Origin of the sequence: Streptomyces sp. NBC_00669 (genome assembly GCF_036226785.1) — a bacterium.
In the GTDB taxonomy this organism is placed as follows: Bacteria; Actinomycetota; Actinomycetes; order Streptomycetales; family Streptomycetaceae; genus Actinacidiphila.
The window spans coordinates 1,136,643-1,156,068 of record NZ_CP109018.1; the positions used below are offsets into that span (position 1 = coordinate 1,136,643).

The window sequence follows — 19,426 nt, forward strand, 5'->3', positions numbered from 1 at the left end:
CCCTGGCGGCCGGGCTACCGCCGTTCCCCGGCCGCCAACCGGCGAAGCGTCCACCCGCGCCCCCGCGGATCGAGCGGCCGGGTGGCGGCGGTGAAGACCTCCGCGGCGCGGCGGTAGGACAACCGGCCCCGGGCGGTCGTGAACAGCGGTCCGTCCACGCGCCCGAGAGTGAGCAGCGGAAGCAGCCCGGCCGATCCGTCGCCCCAGCGCAGGGCGCCGCGCCCACGAGTGCGCCGGCCGGGCAGGTCCAGGTCGTCGACGTCGAGAGCGAGGACGCGCTCGATCGTCGCCCCGGTCTCGTGCAGCAGGTGCCAGAAGGTCGTCTCCCGCAGCGGGACCGGCAGGTCGAGAACGGCTCCGACCTGGGCGGCGTCCAGCCGGATTCCGGCCGCCGGCGCGGCCGACACCGGCAGGCGCCGCACGCCGGCGAGGGGGTCTCCCGCCAACCAGCCCTGCCCGCGCCACCAGTTGACCGCGGCGGCCAGCACCGACAACTCGCGATTGGCCGTACGGGCACCGACCACCGCGGCTCGCGCGGCGAAGGCGTCCCGCAGCCGCCCCGGGGTGTGCGGGGCGTCCAGCAGGGCCAACGGCACGGCCGGCGGCAGGGCGTTGCGCCGCTGCTCCCCCACCGGCGGGACCTTGTCCACCAGCGCCCAGGCCCACGTGGTGAGGGCGATCCGGTAGACCCGGCGCGAGCCCGCTCCCAACGCGGCGGCGGCAACAAATCCGTCCACGGCCACGGCGTACTCGACGGGTCGACTCATACCTCCCCCTTATCAACTCACCGCAGTAAACGCACCCTTGAATGCCTCGAACAGGAGCTTAACTTGATTCGATCCGACTCACGTTATCTCGACCGCGTATCTGGCGTGTCGTCAACGGCCCCTTGCACGCTGCGCTCATGCCCCTCCCCAACGGCCTGGCGGTACTGCGCGAGCGCGACTTCCGCCGCTTCTTCATCGGCTACGGCACCTCGCTGCTCGGCTCCTCCATGGCCTCCGTCGCGGTCGCCTTCGCGATCCTCGACACCGGTGGCGGTGGGACCGAACTGGGCGGCGTCCTCGCCGCCCGGACCCTGCCGCTCGTCCTCGTCCTGCTCGCCGGCGGCGTCGTCACCGACCGGCTCGGCAGCCGGCGGGTAATGCTGGCCGCCGACACGGTGCGCTGCCTCACCCAGGGCGCCCTCGCCCTGGTCCTGCTCGGGGCGCGTCCCGGGCTGTGGGCGCTGGTCTCCCTCGTCGCCCTCTGGGGCGCGGCCGAAGCCCTGTTCAACCCGGCCCTCAACGCCCTGGTCCCGCACCTCACCCGCGGTGCGGCGCTGTCCGACGCCAACGCCCTGCTCGGCATGGCCGCGTCCGCGACGTCCATCGCGGGCCCGATGCTCGCCGGCGTCCTGACCGCGGTCAGCGGCCCGTCCTGCGTACTCGCCCTGGACGCGGCCGGCTACGCCGTCAGCGTCGTCGTGCTCCTCCTGCTGCCGCGTGCGGCCCCGCTGCCCGCACGCGCTGCGTCCTTCACGGCGGACCTGAAAGGAGGCTGGACCGCGTTCCGCTCCCGCACCTGGCTGTGGGTGACCACGGCGCACATCGGCCTGATGAACCTCTTCGTCTGGGGGCCGTTCCTCGTCCTCGGTCCCGTCGTCTCCCAGCGGCGGCTCGGCGGGGCGTCGTCGTGGGGCCTGGTGATGGCCGTCGACGGTGCGGGCGCGGTGGCCGGCGGCATCGCCATGCTCCTCCGGCGGCCCCGACGGCCGCTGTTCGTGGCGATCGCCGCCTCGCTGGGCTGGTCACTGCCCTCCGCCGCGCTCGCCACCGGCCTGCCGCTGGCGGGGGTCTGTGGCGCCGCCTTCCTGGCGGGCATCGGCTCGGCGGTCTGCGGCACCCTCTACCCGGCCGCCGTGCAGCGTCATGTGCCGCGCGAGGTGCTGGCCCGGGTGAGCGCCTACAGCTCCTTCGGGGCCTTCGTCCTCGGCCCCGTCGGACTGGCCGCCGCCGGGCCGGTCGCCCTGCTCGTCGGCACCTCAGGGGTGCTCGGCTTCGGCGTGCTGTGGCAGACCTCCGCGGTGATCGCGGTGCTCGCCCATCCCGCGATACGTGCCGTCGGCCCGCAGCGCCCCCTCCACGGCGGCCCCGCGGAGCCGCCGGCCGATGAGGAGGCGGCTGGCCGAACTAGCCGAACAGCCCGAGGGCGCCGACGGCGCAGGCGCCGCCCGCCACGAAGAACACCGGGGTGAGGATCTTGATCTCCACCCAGCTTCCGGCCCGAAAGCGCATGAACTTCGGCGGCCCCAGCGGGTGCCAGCGCCTGCGGCCGACGGGTATCGGCCACAGAATCGGGCAGCCGGAGACGGTCAGCGCGTCGCCGAGGCAGTGCACCAGCGCGCCGAGCACGATCGGCATGCCGATCCACATGTAGTGCTGGCCGGGCTCGGTGAACAGCCACGCCTTGCCGTTGCCCGGGTCGTCCAGCACGTCGGCGAGCATCCACGCGCTCGTCGCACCCAGCAGCCACACCAGGACGTGGCTGGAGGCGCGTGCCTGCCGCCACAGCAGGCCGTCCACCGCGAGCACCATGTGCACGAAGAGGATCGCCAGCACCGCCCACCGGCCACCGTAGACGGCCAGCGCCGAGAAACCGACGCCGAGCAGCGCCGCCCACAGCCAGGTGTGGGTCAAGGTCCGGTGGCCGCCGGCCCGGCGGGGGTCGCCACTCTTCCGGGTCGCCTTGTAGGTGACGTGGGAGAGCGAGTCGATGAACTTGCAGGCCAGGTGGGACAGCGGACCGAAGGCCCGGGAGATGGTCGCCGCCTGGTGGTCCAGGTCGGGCGCGAGGGCCGCACCCGCACAGATCAGCGCACCCACCACGAGAGTCGGCCACGGCATCGGATCGCCGAGGCCGGCCGCGATGGCGCCGACACCCAACCAGGCCGTCGCTCCCGACAGCGAGTGTGCTGGTCCCATCATGGTCTGGCGATACCCCCGATTCGGCCGCCCACAGGCGGAGTTGACACGTGGCCGACGCCACACCCTACCCGTGGTGATCATCGGCTTCACCGCCGGTTCCGCCCTTGGGCGTCCGGACGGGCAAGATGGAGGGGTGACCCTTATCGATCAGCTCCCTTCCGAAGCCGACCCCGATGCCCTCTTCGAAGCGTTCTCGACGTGGGCCGAGGGCCAGGGCATCGCCCTCTACCCGGCCCAGGAGGAGGCGCTGATCGAGGTGGTCTCGGGGGCGAACGTGATCCTCTCCACCCCCACCGGCTCCGGAAAGAGCCTGGTGGCGGCGGGTGCGCACTTCGCCGCGCTGGCCCGCGACGAGGTCACCTTCTACACCGCGCCGATCAAGGCGCTGGTCTCCGAGAAGTTCTTCGACCTGTGCAAGATGTTCGGCACCGAGAACGTCGGCATGCTCACCGGCGACGCCTCGGTCAACCCGGACGCCCCGGTGATCTGCTGCACCGCCGAGGTGCTCGCCTCGATCGCGCTGCGCGACGGGCGGACCGCCGACGTCGGCCAGGTCGTCATGGACGAGTTCCACTTCTACGCCGAACCGGACCGTGGCTGGGCGTGGCAGATCCCGCTGCTGGAGCTGCCGCAGGCGCAGTTCGTGCTGATGTCGGCGACACTCGGCGACGTGGCCCGGTTCGAGGAGGACCTGACCCGGCGCACCGGGCGTCCCACCGCGGTGGTCAGGTCCGCGACCCGGCCGGTGCCGCTGAGCTACGAGTACCGCACCACGCCGCTGACCGAGACCCTCACCGAGTTGCTGGAGACCCGCCAGTCGCCGGTGTACATCGTGCACTTCACGCAGGCCGCCGCGGTGGAACGGGCGCAGGCGCTGATGAGCATCAACATGTGCACCCGCGCCGAGAAGGACGCCATCGCCGAGCTGATCGGCAACTTCCGCTTCACCACCGCCTTCGGCCGCAACCTCTCCCGCTACGTGCGGCACGGCATCGGGGTGCACCACGCGGGGATGCTGCCGAAGTACCGCCGGCTGGTGGAGAAGCTGGCGCAGGCCGGGCTGCTGAAGGTGATCTGCGGCACCGACACCCTCGGCGTCGGCGTCAACGTGCCGATCCGCACGGTGCTGTTCACCGCGCTGACGAAGTACGACGGGCAGCGGGTGCGGGTGCTGCGGGCCCGGGAGTTCCACCAGATCGCGGGGCGGGCCGGGCGGGCCGGCTTCGACACCGCCGGGTTCGTGGTGGCGCAGGCTCCCGAGTACGTGATCGAGAACGAGAAGGCGCTGGCCAAGGCCGGCGACGACCCGAAGAAGCGCCGCAAGGTGGTGCGCAAGAAGGCACCGGAGGGGTTCGTCGGCTGGGGGCAGAACACCTTCGAGAAGCTGATCGCCTCCGAGCCTGAGGCGCTGACCTCCCGCTTCCGGGTCACCCACGCGATGCTGCTGTCGGTGATCGCCCGGCCGGGCAACGCCTTCGACGCGATGCGGCACCTGCTGGAGGACAACCACGAGGACCGCAGGTCCCAGCTCCGGCACATCCGGCGGGCCATCGCGATCTACCGCTCGCTGCTCGACGGCGGTGTGGTGGAACGCCTCGACGAGCCGGACGCCGAGGGCAGGATCGTCCGGCTCACCGTCGACCTCCAGCAGGACTTCGCGCTCAACCAGCCGCTGTCCACCTTCGCGCTCGCCTCCTTCGAGCTCCTCGACCCCGACTCCCCCTCCTACGCCCTGGACATGGTCTCCGTGGTGGAGTCCACCCTCGACGACCCCCGCCAGATCCTCGCCGCCCAGCAGAACAAGGCGCGCGGCGAGGCGATCGCGGAGATGAAGGCCGACGGGGTGGAGTACGAGGAGAGGATGGAGCGGATTCAGGACGTCTCCTACCCCAAGCCGCTGGAGGAGCTGCTCCTGCACGCCTACGGCGTGTACCGCAAGAGCCACCCGTGGGTCGGCGACCACCCGCTGTCGCCGAAGTCCGTCATCCGCGACATGTACGAGCGGGCCATGACCTTCTCGGAGTTCGTCTCCAACTACGAGCTGGCCAGGACCGAGGGCATCGTGCTGCGCTACCTGGCCGGCGCCTACAAGGCGCTGGACCACACCGTGCCCGACGACCTGAAGTCGGAGGACTTCCAGGACCTCACGGCCTGGCTCGGCGAGCTGGTGCGGCAGGTCGACTCCAGCCTGCTCGACGAGTGGGAGCAACTGGCCAACCCCGAGGTGGAGAGCGCCGAGGAGGCCGCCGAGCGCGCCGACCAGGTCAAGCCGGTGACCGCCAATGCCCGTGCCTTCCGGGTGCTGGTCCGCAACGCCCTCTTCCGCCGGGTCGAGCTGGCGGCGCTGGAGAAGTACCACCAGCTCGGCGAGCTGGACGCCGAGTCCGGGTGGGACGCCGACGCCTGGGCCGACGCCATGGACGCCTACTGGGACGAGTACGACGACCTCGGTACCGGGCCGGACGCCCGTGGGCCGAAGCTGCTGCTCATCGAGGAACAGCCGGAGCACGGCCTGTGGCGGGTCCGGCAGACCTTCGCCGACCCCAACGGCGATCATGGCTGGGGCATTTCGGCGGAGGTGGACCTGGCGGCCTCCGACGAGGAGAGCCGCGCGGTGGTCCGGGTCACCGACGTCGGCGAACTGTGAGGGCCGCCGCGCACCCCACCACCAGCCGCACCCGCAGTACCCGCACCCGCATCCGCTGACCGGTTTCTGCGCCCCAGCAGCCGCAGCAGCCCCCGCAGGCCCGGCCGGCCGTCGTCGCCAGAACCGTCCGGCCGGGCCGGGCCGGCGGCGCCGTCGACACCGGCGCGTTCCGCGCCATCCGCGCCTTCCCCGACCTCAGCGGCAAGCTCGTCCGGCAGCGGAAGCGGGCGCGGAACCAGCGGCGCCGTGGCAGACAGTGGCACGGGCCATGACGCAGGCTCCGCAGCGAGTTCCGCGGCGGCGCCGACGGCCCGGCCCGGTGCCGGCCGCAGTTCCCTTGCCCGGCCGAGCGCGTCGGCCAGGGCCACGAGGGCCAGCGCGATCTCGTCCGGATGGTCGGCGGTGCTGATCACCTTGATCTGCTCGGGCGTGGCCAGACCGGGACGGCCAGGTGGCAGGGCCGCCCGCAGTTTGCGCAGATGCGCCCGTTCGTAAGGGTCGGGCAGCGCGCTGTCGATGAGCTCCGGCCCGAGCAGCGCCGACCACACGGCGGCTTCGTCCCACGCGTCGTAGGTGTCGCGCACGAGTTGGGCGACACGGCGGGAACGCCAACCGCGGGCCCGCTCGTCCTCACCGTCGGCCACCGCCGCCCGCAGCCCCTCGGGCAGGGGGCCGCTCAACAGCGCCGGGCAGTGCTCGGCGAGCACCGGAAGGTCCCGGGCCAGGTACATCCACACCAGCGCGTGATATCGGTTCACATACCAGCGGACCGGGCGGATGTGCCCCACCCTGGCCAGCCGGACGAACCGCTCCCGGCCCACACCGAGTTCCTTCGCCGCCTCGGCGCTGCCGACCAGCCTGATCCGGTCGAGCAGGGGCAGCGGGTGGCCGTCCTCCGCGACGAGCCGGTCCACCTCGTCCGATCTGACCTTCCAACTGCGCGAGCCGCAGGCGACCGTGGGGACCTCCCCGATCTGCACGGCGAGGTCGAACTCGTCGTAGTCGAGGCCGAGCGCGTCCCGGGCCCGGGCGAGCGTCATCAAGGGGCCGTCAGGCACCGCCGGGGGCGGGCCGTCCGCCACGAGCCGGTCCTGCCGCACCCGCTCCGGCCCACCGCGGTCCGGCCCGACGCTCTCCGGCCCCGCCCCGCCCGGTCCACCCGGTCCATCCGGTCCACCCGGTCCACCGCGAACCGGACCACCGTGGCCCGGAAGTCCGCGGTCCACACGGCGCCGATCCTGCTTCGACCGCGCGACCCGCGCCCGGTCCGCGCCCGCCCGTCCGACCCGTTCCTGCCGCTGCTGCCGCTGCTGCGTCGCACCCATGTCCATCACCTTCCGCGAAGCTCGATCACTGACAGTGACCAAACTAGCGCGAAACGCCGACACCCCGCGGAGAGCCTGTGGATAACTCCGAAAACAGGACGAACCCGCAGGTCAGGCGCGTGTCGTTCCGGACTGCCGCGGTGCGACACCGAGATGTTCGCCGACCCGCCGCACCAGCCGGGTCATCTCGTACGCGACCTGGCCGATGTCCGCGTCCATCCCGCTGAGCACCGACAGGCAACTGCCGTCGCCCGCCGCCGTGACGAAGAGGAAACCCTCCTCGAACTCGATCATGGTCTGCCGCACCCCGCCGGTGCCGAACTGCCGGCCGGCGCCCTTGGCGAGGCTGTGGAAACCCGATGACACAGCGGCCAGGTGCTCGGCGGTCGGCCGGTCGAGATCACCGCTGGCACCCGTGACCAGGCCGTCGTTGGACAGCACGAGCGCGTGCTGCACGTGCGGCACCCGCTTGGTCAGGTCATCGAGCAGCCATGCGAGCCCGTTGCCCACCGTCATGGCCTACCTCCCGTCTCCGCTGCGCTACGCAGCCTGGTACGCCGGGCGCGCGAGGGCAAGCCCCTCCCGGTGGCGAGCACGATCGGACGGGAGTTCGCCCGGCCGCGGACGGACGGAATCAGCCACCGCGCGGGGCGTACATGATCACGCCGACCCCGACGAGGCAGACCACCGCGCCGATCACGTCGAAGCGGTCCGGCCGGTAGCCGTCGAGGATCATGCCCCACACCAGCGATCCCGCGACGAACACCCCGCCGTACGCCGCCAGGATGCGCCCGAAGTCCCCGCTCGGCTGGAGCGTCGCGACGAATCCGTAGCAGCCGAGGGAGACGACACCCGCGGCGATCCAGCCGATTCCGCGGTGCTCGCGCAAGCCCTGCCAGATCAGCCACGCGCCGCCGATCTCCAGAACGGCGGCCAGCAGGAACAATGCGACGGAGCGCAGCGTGATCATGCAACCATGATGCATGGCCGGAATGGAGCGCGGAAACGAGCAGGTGCGGGAGTTCTTCGCGGCACGGGCCGCCGGCTGGGAAGGTCGTTTTCCCGGCGACGGCCCGGCGTTCGCGGCCGTGGTCGCCGAGTTGGAACCGCGGCAGGGCGACACGGTGCTCGACGCGGGATGCGGTACGGCGCGTGCGCTGCCGCAGTTGCGGACCGCGGTCGGCCCCGAGGGCGTCGTCGTCGGCGTGGACCTGACCTCCGAGATGCTGCGGGAGGCCGTGGCGCTCGGCCGCCGGGCGCATGGGGTGCTGGTCGAAGCCGACTGCGGGCGCCTGCCGTTGGCGGCGGGCACGTTCGACGCCGTGCTCGCCTCGGGGCTGGTGCACCACCTCCCCGACCCCGCCGCCGGCCTGCGCGAACTCGCCCGCGTGACCAAGCCGGGCGGCCGTCTCGCGCTCTTCCACCCGCTCGGCCGCGCCGCCCTCGCCGCCCGCCACGGCCGCCCGCTCGCGCCCGATGACATGCGCGCCCAGCCCCGACTCGGCCGGCTGCTTGCCAGCACCGGGTGGGAACTGCTGCTCCTCGACGACTCCGACGCGCGCTATCTGGCGCTGGCGGTCAGGAAGCCCTGAACGACCCGGCGGAACCTGCCGCGGCGAAGCCGCTGTTCACCGCCGCCGCACCCCCGACCGCACCGCATGCCCCGACCGCGCGGAACGCCCCGACCCTGGCGCCCGGCGAACATCGGTATGGGTGGGGTCCTCGCAGGCGAGCGCCCTCTCGACCGGGACGCCCGTGGCCGCCGCGTGTACGAGCCGTTCCCGGACCTCGCGCGGGGTGCGCGGACGGTATCCGGGCCCGTCCAGGCAGCACATGCAGGTGGGGGCGAACCGGAGCCCCGCGGCCAGCACGGCGGCCAGGGCGCGCCAACCGGCGGTGTCCCGCTTGGGCGGCACGGCGAGTTGCGCGCCCGCGTCCACGAGCGCGCCGCCGCAGCGCGGACAGACGTCCCCGCGAACGCCGTTGCCCTGCTTCTTCCACGAAGCGCGGCACGGCACGCAGACGAAGTGGGAGCGCATGATCCGGGCCATGGCCGCGATCGTAGGCGCCAACTCCCCCCTGCTGCCAACGATTTGCGTCGAGCACGCGCCTTCCTGCGCGGCACCGGAACGCCGCACGCACGTTTTCCTCACTTCCAGGCCCCTCGACGCGGAGGTTACCCGCTGGTTAGGGTGCGGCGGACCGGGCGGTGACAGGGAGGCAGGGATGGACGGCAACGCGCAGGACACGCCGGAGGAGGACGCGCTGCTCGTGCTGACCGCGGCGATGCTGACGCCGGGCGGTTTCCCTGGGGTGCTGGGCGACGACTACCCCGCGGCGTGCTCGCGGTTGGGGCTCGAACCGCTGGCCGGCGGCTACGGGTGGTGTTCGGTCAGGACTCCGCCGGGGCGCGCTGGACCGTGGCCACGACCGACGCCGCGATGGTCGCGTGCGCGCTCGCCGCGTGGGACTGCGGACTTGAGTACGACCTGTCGCCGGACGAGAGCACCATGGTCGCGTCCCTCCCGGGTTGGCCGCTGCCGGTCGCCGTCGCGGCGCCGGGCGTCCCCGCGCCGCACGACCCCGACGAGACGGCCGGCGCGGGGCCCGCCCTCGCCCCGCCCGACACATCGGTGTGGGGGCCGCAGCAACGGCGGTTGGGCGCCGACGAGATAGCGATCCGTTGGCGCGAATGGCGCGACCAGATCGGCTCCGCCGCCGAGGACACCGCGGACGCGGACACCAGCGGCGACGCCCCCGCCACGAAGGCACCCGACGCACCCGCCGCACCCGCCGCACCCGAGAGCAGCCACGCGCCCGCCGCGCGTACCGGCACAGCCACCGACACCGACGTGGAGACCCCCGTCCCCGCCCTCTCCCACGACGGGGTCCGGCGCGCCCTGGAAAGCGCCGAGGCGTACACCCGCGAGCCCCCTCCGCCCGGCCGGGTCCGCACCACGTACGGGGCGGTGCGCGCCGACGGGCCCGGCTGGAGCCTGGTGGCCAGGACGGACGACATGGCGTTCGTGCTGCTGGACGACGCGCCCGGCGAGGTCCTGCCGGTGGGGCGCGGTCCGGCGTTGCCGCCGCTGCTCGAAGCCCTCGGCCGGCTCGCCACCGCCGAGGTCAGGTCGGGCTGACGCCCCGGGTGTCGGAGCCGCCCGCCGTGCGCGCGATGTCGGCGGCCACCGTGTCCGCCGCCTTGCGTGCGGCGACCAGCACGGGGTCCCACACCGGCGAGAACGGCGGGGCGTAGCCGAGGTCGAGATCGACCATCCGCCCGACGGTCATCCCCGCGGTGAGCGCGACCGCACCGACGTCCACGCGCTTGGCGGCGCCCTCCCCGCCGACGATCTGGAGGCCGAGCAGCCGTCCTGTGCCGCGCTCGGCGAGCATCTTGACGGTCATCAAGGCCGCCTGGGGGTAGTACCCGGCACGGCTGGTGGACTCGATGACCGCGCTGACGAAGTCGAGGCCCGCGGCCCTGGCCTGGGACTCCTTGAGGCCGGTCCTGGCGATCTCCACGTCGCACACCTTGCTGACGGCGGTGCCGACCACACCGGGGAACGTGGCGTAGCCACCGCCGATGTTGGTGCCGATGATCCGGCCGTGCTTGTTGGCGTGGGTGCCCAGCGCGATGTGCTGCCAGGCGCCGGAGACGAGGTTGAGCACTTCGACGCAGTCCCCGCCGGCCCAGATCCGCTCGGTGTCGCGCACCCGCATCGAACGGTCGGTGAGCAGCCCGCCATGCGTTCCCAGCGGGAGTCCCGCGTCGCGGGCGAGCGCGGTGTTCGGCCGGACGCCGAGGCCGAGGACGACCAGGTCGGCGGGGTACTCCGCGTCGTCGGTGGCGACGGCGCGGGCGCGCCCGTCGGAGTCGGTGAGCACCTCGCGGGCGGCGGCGCCGGAGACGACGGTGACGCCGAGTCCTTCGAGGGCCTTGCGCACCAGGCGTCCCATGTCGGGGTCCAGTGTGGTCATCGGCTGCGGGTTGCGGTCGACGAGGGTGACGTCGAGGCCGTGCCGCAGCATCGCCTCGGCCATCTCGACGCCGATGTAGCCGCCGCCGACCACCACGGCCCGCCGCACCCCGTCGCGGTCCAGGCCGCGCAGTACGGCCTCGCCGTCGTCCAGGGTCTGCACCCCGAAGACACCGGGCGCGTCGATGCCCGGGATCGGCGGCCGTACGGGCAGCGCACCGGTGGCGATCACCAGATGGTCGTAGCCCGTCCACCGCTCGCGGCCGTCGGCGTCCCGCGCCAGGACACGGGCGCCGTCGCGGTCGATCTCCGTCACCTCGGTGCCCAGGCGTACGTCGATACCGCGGTCGCGGTGCTCGGCGGCGGTGCGGGCGACCAGCGCGTCGGGGCCGGTGGTGTCGCCGGCGATCCAGTACGGGATGCCGCAGGCGCTGTAGGAGACGTGCCGGCCGCGCTCGAAGGCGACGATCTCCAGGTCGTCGGCCGGCCTGCGGCGACGGGCCTGGGAGGCGGCGGACATGCCGGTGGCGTCGCCACCGACGACCACGAGGCGTTCGGTCATGGGGCGAAGGGTGCCTCTCGTCCGAGGGCCTGCGCGTCGAGGACCTGTCCGTCGGGGACCTGTCCGCCGAGGACCGGCCCGCCGAGAGTCCGCGCTCCGGGCGCCTGACCCTCCAGGGCAGCTCCTTCGGGGGCGGCGAGCTCGTCCCTGGCCGCCATGAGGGCGAAGCCGAGCAGGTTCAGGCCGCGCCAGGCGTCGGGGCGCTCGGCGCGGTCGTCGTCGGCGGCCAGGCCGATACCCCAGACCCGGTCCAGCGGGCTGGCCTCGACCAGCACCCGGCGGGCCGTACCGAGCAGGTAGGCCCGCAGGTCGGGGTGCTGGCCGAACTTGTGCACGCTGCCCGCGACGACCAGAGCGAAGCGCTCCCGCTCCCACACCGCCTCGTCGAAGCCGCGGACGCTTCGGCCCACGGACTTCGCGGCCTTCGGGTGGCCGGCGACGAGGACGCGGCGCGCCGCGTCCTCGTCGCCGAACAGCCGGGCCTTGCCCGCCATCATCCAGTGCTCGGCGGTGGCATAGGTGACGCCGTCCACCGTGAAGGGGGCCGGCCACCACTGGCTGAGGCAGCCCGGGCCGACGCTGCCGTCGCGCTGCGGGCGGTGGCCCCAGAAGTGCAGGTACTTCACCCGGGTGCCGGATGCCACAAGGGCGGCCAGTTCGGGGACGGAGCGCACGGCGCCGGCCTTGGACACCGGGGGGCGCCCCGGAGCGGCTGCGGGGGTATCGGCCGTCATGGGCGGGTTCAGACCTTTTCCAGTGGGCGGTGCGGTGCGGCGGGCAGCTCGACGGCGATCGGGTCGCCTGGGTGTACGACGCCGCCCTCGAGGACGACGCTCATCACACCGCCCTTGCGGATGATCGCCCCTGCCTCGTCACGGCCGACGACCTGCTTGAGCAGGCCGCTGCGGAACGTCTCGATCTGAGCGCAGGGATTGCGCAGGCCGGTCAGCTCGATCACGGCGGCGGACCCGAGCCGAAGCCGGGTGCCCGCGGGCAGGTCGAGGATCGCGAGGCCGCTGGTGGTGATGTTCTCGCCGAGTTCGCCGGGCCCTACGTGGTACCCGGCCGCGCGCAGTTCGTCGAAGAGTTCGGCATGGATGAGATGCACCTGCCGAAGGTTCGGCTGGGTGGGGTCCCGGGCCACCCGCGACAGGTGCTGGACGGTGACGCCGAGGTGCGCGTCGCCCTCGATACCGAGCCCGGCGAGCAGCCGGACGCTGTCCTGGTTGACCTTGCTGAACCGGTGCGTGGCGTCACGGCTGACCGCGACGACGGAACCGCTGAGCATGAGGTTTTTTCCCCTCGATCGGATTCCCTGACCCGACGCTTCATCCTATCGAGGGGACCGCGCGGTCAGCGACCGATTTGCCGGCGGCTCACCCGGCGCAGCCGGCGCCGCTGGGAGGAGTCGAGCGTGAAATACGCGACGGCCGGCACGCCGATCACGACCAGGAAGAACACCCACCAGGGAATCCAGGCGAGCAGGATCAGCCCCACCACCACGCCGCCGATGGCGACCTTCGTACGATTCGTCATGCTCCCCAGCCTCCGTCTCACGGCGGCCCGCGCCGCGCGCTCACCGTACCTATCCAGTGGAACGCGCCGCGAGCCCTCCTGGTTCCCCGGGCCCCGCGACGCAAGACCCGGCGGGTAAAAACCGGGCAAGGCATCACGGGTGTCGCCCGGGATGTAAGGGGTGCCCCTCCTGGGTCGTGGAGCTTACTTGCCGCCGGTCAGGCCGGCCCGGCGCAGGGCGTCGGCCATCGCACCGCTCGGCGCGGGCTGACCGGAGCCACCGCGCCGCCCGCCGCCCTGGCCGCCGTTGCCGCCCCGACCGGCGCCCTGACCGCCCTGACCGCCATTGCCGCCGTTGCCACCGCGACCGCCGCCCTGACCGCCGCGACCGCCCTGGCGCGGCGGCCCACCGCGCCGCTCGCCGCCCTGCCGTTCACCACCGCGCTGATCGCCGCCGCGCGGGCGCGCCTCGTCCTGGAGCCGCAGCGTCAGCGAGATCCGCTTGCGCGGCAGGTCCACGTCGAGGACCTTGACGCGCACGATGTCACCGGACTTGACGACGTCGTGCGGGTCGGACACGTAGGAGTCGGACAGCGCGGAGACGTGCACCAGGCCGTCCTGGTGGACGCCGACGTCGACGAACGCGCCGAACGCCGCCACGTTGGTGACCACGCCCTCCAGCAGCATCCCCGGCCGCAGGTCCTTCATCTCCTCCACGCCCTCCTTGAAGGTCGCGGTCTTGAAGGCGGGGCGGGGGTCGCGGCCGGGCTTCTCCAGCTCGGCGAGGATGTCCGTGACGGTCGGCAGGCCGAACGAGTCGTCCACGAACTCCTGCGGCCGAAGGGCCCGCAGCACCGCGCCGTTGCCGATCAGCGCCGGGATCTCGGTCCCCGCGCTCGCGCTGATCCGCCGCACCACCGGATACGACTCCGGGTGCACGCTGGAGGCGTCCAGCGGGTCGTCGCCGCCCTGGATGCGCAGGAAGCCCGCGCACTGCTCGTACGCCTTCGGGCCGAGCCTGGCGACGTCCTTGAGGTCCTTGCGGGTACGGAACGGGCCGTTGCTGTCACGGTGCGCGACGATGTTGCCGGCCAGGCCTTCGGTGATGCCCGACACCCGGCGCAGTAGCGGCACGGACGCGGTGTTCACATCGACACCGACGCCGTTGACGCAGTCCTCGACGACCGCGTCCAGGGAGCGCGACAGCTTCACCTCGGACAGGTCGTGCTGGTACTGGCCGACGCCGATGGAGCGCGGGTCGATCTTGACCAGTTCGGCGAGCGGGTCCTGGAGGCGGCGGGCGATGGAGACCGCGCCGCGCAACGAGACGTCCATCTCGGGCAGTTCGGCCGAGGCGTACGCCGAGGCGGAGTAGACCGAGGCGCCGGCCTCGGAGACGACCGCCTTGGTGAGCTTCAGATCCGGGTGCGCCTTGATCAGGTCGGCGGCGAGCTTGTCGGTCTCGCGGGAGGCGGTGCCGTTGCCGATCGCGATCAGGTCCACCCGGTGGGCGGCGGCGAGCCGGGCGAGTGCGGCCAGGGACTCGTCCCAGCGGTTGCGGGGGGCGTGCGGATAGATCGTGTCGGTGGCGACGACCTTGCCGGTGCCGTCGACCACCGCGACCTTGACGCCGGTGCGCAGGCCCGGGTCGAGACCCATGGTGGCGCGGGTGCCGGCGGGGGCGGCGAGCAGCAGGTCGCGCAGGTTGGCGGCGAAGACCCGGACGGCCTCGTCCTCGGCCTGCTGCCGGAGCTGGACCCGCAGGTCGATGCCCAGCCGGACCAGGAAGCGGGTGCGCCAGGCCCACCGGACGGTGTCGGCGAGCCACTGGTCGGCGGGCCGGCCGCGGTCGGTGATCCCGAACTGCTGGGAGATGCGCCGCTCGAAACTGGTCGGGCCCTCGGCGGGCTCCTCGGGCTCCAGGGTGAGGTCGAGGACCTCCTCCTTCTCGCCGCGCAGCATCGCCAGCACCCGGTGGGAGGGCAGCTTGGTGAACGGCTCGCCGAAGTCGAAGTAGTCGGCGAACTTCGCGCCGGACTCCTCCTTGCCGTCGCGCACCTTGGCGACCAGCCGGCCGCGGTTCCACATCCGGGTGCGCAGTTCTCCGACGAGGTCGGCGTCCTCCGAGAAGCGCTCGGTCAGCACGGCCCGGGCGCCCTCCAGTGCCGCCGCCGCGTCCTCGACGCCCTTGTCGGCGGACACGTATCCGGCCGCCTCGGCCTGCGGGTCGAGGCCGGGGTCGGCAAGCAGAGCGTCGGCAAGCGGTTCGAGACCGGCCTCGCGGGCGATCTGGGCCTTGGTGCGCCGCTTGGGCTTGTAGGGCAGGTAGATGTCCTCGAGGCGCGCCTTGGAGTCGGCGGCCATGATCTGGGCGCGCAGCGCGTCGTCGAGCTTGCCCTGCGCGTCGATGGACTCCAGGACGGCGGTGCGGCGCTCGTCCAACTCCCGCAGGTAGCGCAGCCGCTCCTCCAGGGTGCGCAACTGCGCGTCGTCCAGGGTGCCGGTCGCCTCCTTGCGGTAGCGGGCGATGAACGGCACGGTCGCACCGCCGTCCAGCAGGTCGACCGCCGACCTGACCTGTCCTTCGCGTACGCCAAGCTCCTCGGCGATCCTGGCTTCCACCGACACGTTGCCGCTGATGATCTCGCTCCTAAGCTCGCCTGCCGGGCGGCGCATCCCGCGCACCGCCCCGCGTGTGTCTTGCATCGTAGACGCCGGGCGGCGGTGGACGTCGTTGGCCGCACCAGGAGCGGTAGGTGCACCCGAACGCCCGCGCGGTCCGGCCGCGCCACGGCACCCGGGCCGGCCGGTGCGGGCAGGACGCGCGGCTCAGGTCGGCTTCTTCTCGAACCAGTGGTCCGCGTAAGGGCTTTCGGTGTACGCCTCGATCTCGCGGTAGCCGAGCCGGGCGCACAACGCGCGGGCCTCGACCAGGTCCTTGCGGGCGCCCAGGAGGACGATCGCGGCAACGGGATGGGTGCCCGCGGTACTGCTCCGGTCGGGGTGGTCGGGCGAGGTCACGGCGCCGTCCTGGCAGTAGCGGGGTGGGGTTATCCCCCGGTTCTCCGTGGGGCCGCCCCAGGGGAAGCCGGGTGATGGCGCCATGGCCGCGGGCCGCGCCGGTTCCTAGCGTCAGGAGTGCGGCCGACGAAGGCCGCCCACCGACTTTTCCGGCCCGCGGCACACACGCGGTGCGGAACCATGCCCGAGGAGCGCCCATGCCGCCTGCCAGCCGCACTCTCGCCGTCGCGCCGCCCGTGCCGCCGCCTGCCGCGCCCGTCGCGCCTGCCGCAGCGCCGACCGCCACGCCAGCCGTCCCACGCGCGCAGGAACGGGCCCCGGGCAGCGAGTTCGCCCCGCTGCTGCGGCAGATCAAGGACGCCGGCCTGCTGCGGCGCAGGCGCGGGCACTACGCGCTGTCGCTGACGGTGAACCTGCTGGCCTTCGCCGCGGTGTGGGCGGCGGTCTTCCTGGTCGGCGGAACCGGGTCGTGGTGGGTGCTCGCGCTGGCGCTGCCGGTAGCGGTGCTGTCGGCCCGCACCGGCTTCGTCGGGCATGACGCCGGGCACCAGCAGATCGCGGCGGGCCGGCGGGCGAACCGGGTGATCGCGCTGCTGCACGGCAACCTGCTGCTGGGGATGGGCGCCGCCTGGTGGTCCGACAAGCACAACAAGCACCACGCCAACCCCAATCACGTCGGCAAGGACCCGGACGTCGAGGTGGGCGCCTTGGTGTGGACACGGGCGCAGGCGATCGAACGGAAGGGCTTCGCACGGTTCCTGACGAAGTACCAGGCGTGGCTGTTCTTTCCGATGCTGCTGCTCGAAGGGCTGGCGCTGAAGGTCGCCAGCTTCCAGGACCTGCGCCGGCTGGACCGCCGGGAGCGGCTGGTGGAGGGCGGCCTGCTGGTCGCGCACCTGGCGGGATACGCGGCACTGCTGCTGACCGCGCTGTCCCCGGCGCAGGCGATCGCGTTCGCGGCCCTGCACCACGCGCTGTTCGGGGTGCACCTGGGGTGCGCGTTCGCGCCCAACCACAAGGGGATGGCGATGCCCGAGGAGGGCTCGCGCTGGGGCCACCTGCGCCGCCAGGTACTCACCTCGCGCAACGTACGCGGAAACCCGGTGACCGACTTCTTCCTCGGCGGCCTCAACTACCAGGTGGAGCACCACCTCGTGCCGAGCCTGCCGCGGCCGCACCTGCGGCTGGCGCAGCCCCTGGTCCGCGCGCACTGCGCCCGCCTCGGCATCCCGTACACCGAGACCGGGCTGATCGACTCCTACCGGCAGGCGCTGAGCCACATGCACGCGGTCGGCGAGCCGCTGCGCTGAGCGGGCCGGGACCGCGCCGGGAGCTGCGCCCTGACCGGTCGTCGGTGGCCGGGCCGATTGTCGGTGGCCGGTTGTCGGTGGCCGGGGCTAGCGTGGAGGCATGGGGGAGATCGTGTACGTGCGGGGGGACGCCACCGCACCACAGGGCAAGGGCGTCAAGGTGATCGCGCACGTCTGCAACGACCAGGGCGGCTGGGGCAAGGGGTTCGTGCTGGCGGTCTCGCGCCGCTGGCCGGAGCCCGAGACGGCCTACCGGCGCTGGCACCGCGAGCGGGCGCGCAACGACTTCGGTCTGGGCGGGGTCCAGCTCGTCCGGGTCGGCACGTACACATGGGTGGCCAACATGGTCGGCCAGCGCGGCATACGCACCGGCAGCAAGGGCGTGCCGGTGCGGTACGAGGCGATCGGCACCGCGCTCGGGTCCCTGGCCGAACGGGCCCTGGAGCTGGGCGCGTCGGTGCACATGCCGCGGATCGGGTGCGGCCTGGCCGGCGGGAAGTGGGAGCGGGTCGAGCCGCTGGTCACCGCCCGGCTGGTGGAGCGCGGAATCGCTGTCACGGTCTACGACCACGACTGACGGGCCGGGCCGTGGATCGCCCGTTGCCGACGGGGCGGGGGGCGCGCCTCACAGGTGCGCGGGCCGCTCCGCGCCGTACAGCCAGGTGGCGAAGAGCGGTCGCAGGTCCCGGGAGGTGAAACGTGCGCAGAACGCGGTGAAGTCGGCGGTGGACGCGTTGCCGTGGCGGTGCGCGGCCGGCCACGCCTTGAGCAGCCGGTCGAAGGCGGACGCCCCGAGCGTGCGGCGCAGTTCGTACAGCACCAGGGCGCCGCGGCCGTAGACAGGGGCGGCGGAGACCGCGGCCGCGTCGGGCGGGGAGGCGGGCGGGAAGGCCCAGTTGGCGCTGTCGGCGAAGGCGTCCGCGGCGCTCGCGTCGAGGGACGGGCCGCCCTCGTGCTCCTGCCACAGCCACTCGGTGAGGGTGGCGAAGCCCTCGTTGAGCCACATGTCCTGCCAGGCGGCGGGGGTGACGGAGTCGCCGAACCACTGGTGCGACAGCTCGTGCACGAGCGTGACGGGGTCGACCGCGGGCGGCGGGCCGTCGCCGGGGAAGACCGGGCGGTTCTGCGCCTCCAGCGCGTAGCCGACCCGCCCGCGCGGCAGGTGGTCGACGATCGCGCCCGCCGACGCGAAGGGGTAGGGCCCGAACAGGCCCTCCTCCCAGCGCAGTATCTCGGGGATGCGGGCCAGCGTCGCGGCGGTCTCGGCGTCGTCGGAGCGCGGGTCGACCGCGACGTACAGCGGCAGCCCGTCCGGTGTCGTCGAACGGGTGACGTCGAAGTGCCCGATGGCGACGGTCGCGAGGTAGGTGGCCATTGGCGCGGCGCTGCGCCAGTGGTAGGCGGTGCGGCCGCCGGAGGCGGGTCGGGTGGTGAGGAGTTCGCCGTTGGAGACCGCGGTGAGGTTGTGCGGGACCGTGACGGTGATGTCGTAGGCGGCCTTGTCGGAGGGGTAGTCGTCGCCGGGGAACCAGGCCATGGAGCCGACGGGTTCGCCCAGCGCGAGGGCGCCGTCGTCGGTGCGGAACCAGCCCTCGTGGGAGCCGTCCGGGTCGGTCAGCAGCCGGGGCACGCCCTGGTACTCGACGGTCGTGGTGAAGTGCGCGCCGCGCCGCGGGGGGTGGGCGGGGCTGATCCGGAGTTCGGTGCCGGCGCGGGAGGTGCGGGCCTTCGTGCCGTCGACGGTGACGCGCCGGACGTCGAGCCCTGCCAGGTCGAGGTCGAAGCGGGACAGGTCCTGGTCGGCGGTGGCGGTGAGGGTGGCGGTGCCGCGCAGCCGGCCGGAGGCGGGGTCGTAGTCGAGGTCGAGCGTGTAGTGGCCGACGTGGTAGCCGCCGTTGCCCGCGTCGGGGAAGAGCCGGTCGCCGACCCCCGGCGCGCCGGCGTCGGGGCCGCCCGCCCGGTCGCCGCCGGTGCAGGACAGGCAGCAGGCGAGCAGGCAGCCCGCGAGCAGCGGCAGCGGGACCGCGCGCGGCGGCGGGCGTAGGCGCACGCCGGCCAGCGTACGAGGTGTCCGGCCGGTAGCCGTGCCCAGGCGGCCGG

At 73.3% G+C, this 19,426-nt stretch carries 18 protein-coding genes and 1 pseudogene; 6 read left to right on the top strand and 13 right to left on the bottom strand.

What is annotated here, in order from left to right:
* Positions 1-14 precede the first annotated feature (14 nt).
* Complete coding sequence (locus tag OG896_RS04460) at positions 15-767, bottom strand: hypothetical protein (protein WP_329362573.1); 753 nt, start codon at positions 765-767, stop codon at positions 15-17.
* A 137-nt stretch (positions 768-904) separates the two neighbouring features.
* On the opposite strand from OG896_RS04460, the gene OG896_RS04465 reads away from it, so the two are divergent.
* The gene (locus tag OG896_RS04465) at positions 905-2,236 is read left to right on the top strand and encodes an MFS transporter (RefSeq protein ID WP_329362575.1); all 1,332 of its coding nucleotides are present in this window, start codon (positions 905-907) and stop codon (positions 2,234-2,236) included.
* Here OG896_RS04465 and OG896_RS04470 read toward each other — a convergent pair.
* Positions 2,172-2,966 (bottom strand): metal-dependent hydrolase, encoded by a 795-nt coding sequence (locus tag OG896_RS04470; protein WP_329362576.1) that lies wholly within the window; start codon positions 2,964-2,966, stop codon positions 2,172-2,174. The two genes, OG896_RS04465 and OG896_RS04470, sit on opposite strands and share 65 nt — an antisense overlap.
* Before the next feature lie 133 nt (positions 2,967-3,099).
* Between OG896_RS04470 and OG896_RS04475 the strand changes: the two genes are divergently transcribed.
* Complete coding sequence (locus OG896_RS04475; protein WP_329362578.1) at positions 3,100-5,613, top strand: DEAD/DEAH box helicase; 2,514 nt, start codon at positions 3,100-3,102, stop codon at positions 5,611-5,613.
* Here OG896_RS04475 and OG896_RS04480 read toward each other — a convergent pair.
* The 3 genes from OG896_RS04480 to OG896_RS04490 form a co-directional block, all read right to left on the bottom strand.
* Positions 5,520-6,653 carry a DUF6397 family protein gene (locus OG896_RS04480; RefSeq protein WP_329362580.1) on the bottom strand — a complete coding sequence of 378 codons (1,134 nt, stop codon included), beginning with the start codon at positions 6,651-6,653 and terminating at the stop codon, positions 5,520-5,522. The genes OG896_RS04475 and OG896_RS04480 overlap by 94 nt on opposite strands.
* A gap of 396 nt (positions 6,654-7,049) precedes the next feature.
* Positions 7,050-7,454: a roadblock/LC7 domain-containing protein gene (locus OG896_RS04485; protein ID WP_329362581.1), complete on the bottom strand. Its 405-nt coding sequence runs from the start codon at positions 7,452-7,454 to the stop codon at positions 7,050-7,052.
* A gap of 118 nt (positions 7,455-7,572) precedes the next feature.
* A complete protein-coding gene (locus tag OG896_RS04490) occupies positions 7,573-7,908 on the bottom strand; it encodes a YnfA family protein (protein ID WP_328472085.1) in 336 nt (111 codons plus the stop codon).
* A 13-nt stretch (positions 7,909-7,921) separates the two neighbouring features.
* Between OG896_RS04490 and OG896_RS04495 the strand changes: the two genes are divergently transcribed.
* A complete protein-coding gene (locus tag OG896_RS04495; RefSeq protein ID WP_329362583.1) occupies positions 7,922-8,530 on the top strand; it encodes a class I SAM-dependent methyltransferase in 609 nt (202 codons plus the stop codon).
* 36 nt (positions 8,531-8,566) lie between these two features.
* On the opposite strand, the gene OG896_RS04500 is transcribed toward OG896_RS04495, so the two are convergent.
* On the bottom strand, positions 8,567-8,989 hold the full coding sequence (locus OG896_RS04500; protein ID WP_329362585.1) for a hypothetical protein: 423 nt from the start codon (positions 8,987-8,989) through the stop codon (positions 8,567-8,569).
* A gap of 175 nt (positions 8,990-9,164) precedes the next feature.
* Between OG896_RS04500 and OG896_RS04505 the strand changes: the two are divergent.
* Positions 9,165-10,078 (top strand): annotated as a pseudogene (locus OG896_RS04505) (hypothetical protein).
* Here OG896_RS04505 and OG896_RS04510 read toward each other — a convergent pair.
* The 6 genes from OG896_RS04510 to OG896_RS04535 all read right to left on the bottom strand — a co-directional run bounded on the left by OG896_RS04510 (position 10,065) and on the right by OG896_RS04535 (position 16,016).
* Complete coding sequence (locus tag OG896_RS04510; protein WP_329362587.1) at positions 10,065-11,480, bottom strand: FAD-dependent oxidoreductase; 1,416 nt, start codon at positions 11,478-11,480, stop codon at positions 10,065-10,067. The pseudogene OG896_RS04505 and the gene OG896_RS04510 sit on opposite strands and share 14 nt — an antisense overlap.
* Positions 11,477-12,214, bottom strand: a complete 738-nt coding sequence (locus OG896_RS04515; RefSeq protein ID WP_443056932.1) for an NADAR family protein — start codon at positions 12,212-12,214, stop codon at positions 11,477-11,479. The genes OG896_RS04510 and OG896_RS04515 overlap by 4 nt, the downstream gene beginning before the upstream one ends.
* A gap of 8 nt (positions 12,215-12,222) precedes the next feature.
* Positions 12,223-12,768, bottom strand: a complete 546-nt coding sequence (locus OG896_RS04520; protein WP_329362589.1) for an MOSC domain-containing protein — start codon at positions 12,766-12,768, stop codon at positions 12,223-12,225.
* Positions 12,769-12,833: 65 nt separating this feature from the next.
* Positions 12,834-13,016: a hypothetical protein gene (locus OG896_RS04525; protein ID WP_328472075.1), complete on the bottom strand. Its 183-nt coding sequence runs from the start codon at positions 13,014-13,016 to the stop codon at positions 12,834-12,836.
* Between the two features lie 183 nt (positions 13,017-13,199).
* Entirely contained in the window at positions 13,200-15,671 is a 2,472-nt protein-coding gene (locus OG896_RS04530; RefSeq protein WP_329362592.1) for a Tex family protein, read from the bottom strand.
* A gap of 153 nt (positions 15,672-15,824) precedes the next feature.
* Positions 15,825-16,016 (bottom strand): hypothetical protein, encoded by a 192-nt coding sequence (locus OG896_RS04535; RefSeq protein ID WP_329362594.1) that lies wholly within the window; start codon positions 16,014-16,016, stop codon positions 15,825-15,827.
* Between the two features lie 197 nt (positions 16,017-16,213).
* On the opposite strand from OG896_RS04535, the gene OG896_RS04540 reads away from it, so the two are divergent.
* Together OG896_RS04540 and OG896_RS04545 are read left to right on the top strand one after the other, a co-directional pair.
* Positions 16,214-17,326 carry a fatty acid desaturase family protein gene (locus OG896_RS04540; protein WP_329362596.1) on the top strand — a complete coding sequence of 371 codons (1,113 nt, stop codon included), beginning with the start codon at positions 16,214-16,216 and terminating at the stop codon, positions 17,324-17,326.
* A gap of 100 nt (positions 17,327-17,426) precedes the next feature.
* Positions 17,427-17,903, top strand: coding sequence for a macro domain-containing protein (locus tag OG896_RS04545; protein ID WP_329362598.1), 477 nt, complete (start codon positions 17,427-17,429; stop codon positions 17,901-17,903).
* Positions 17,904-17,951: 48 nt separating this feature from the next.
* On the opposite strand, the gene OG896_RS04550 is transcribed toward OG896_RS04545, so the two are convergent.
* A complete protein-coding gene (locus OG896_RS04550; RefSeq protein WP_329362601.1) occupies positions 17,952-19,376 on the bottom strand; it encodes a M1 family metallopeptidase in 1,425 nt (474 codons plus the stop codon).
* Between the last annotated feature and the right edge of the window lie 50 nt (positions 19,377-19,426).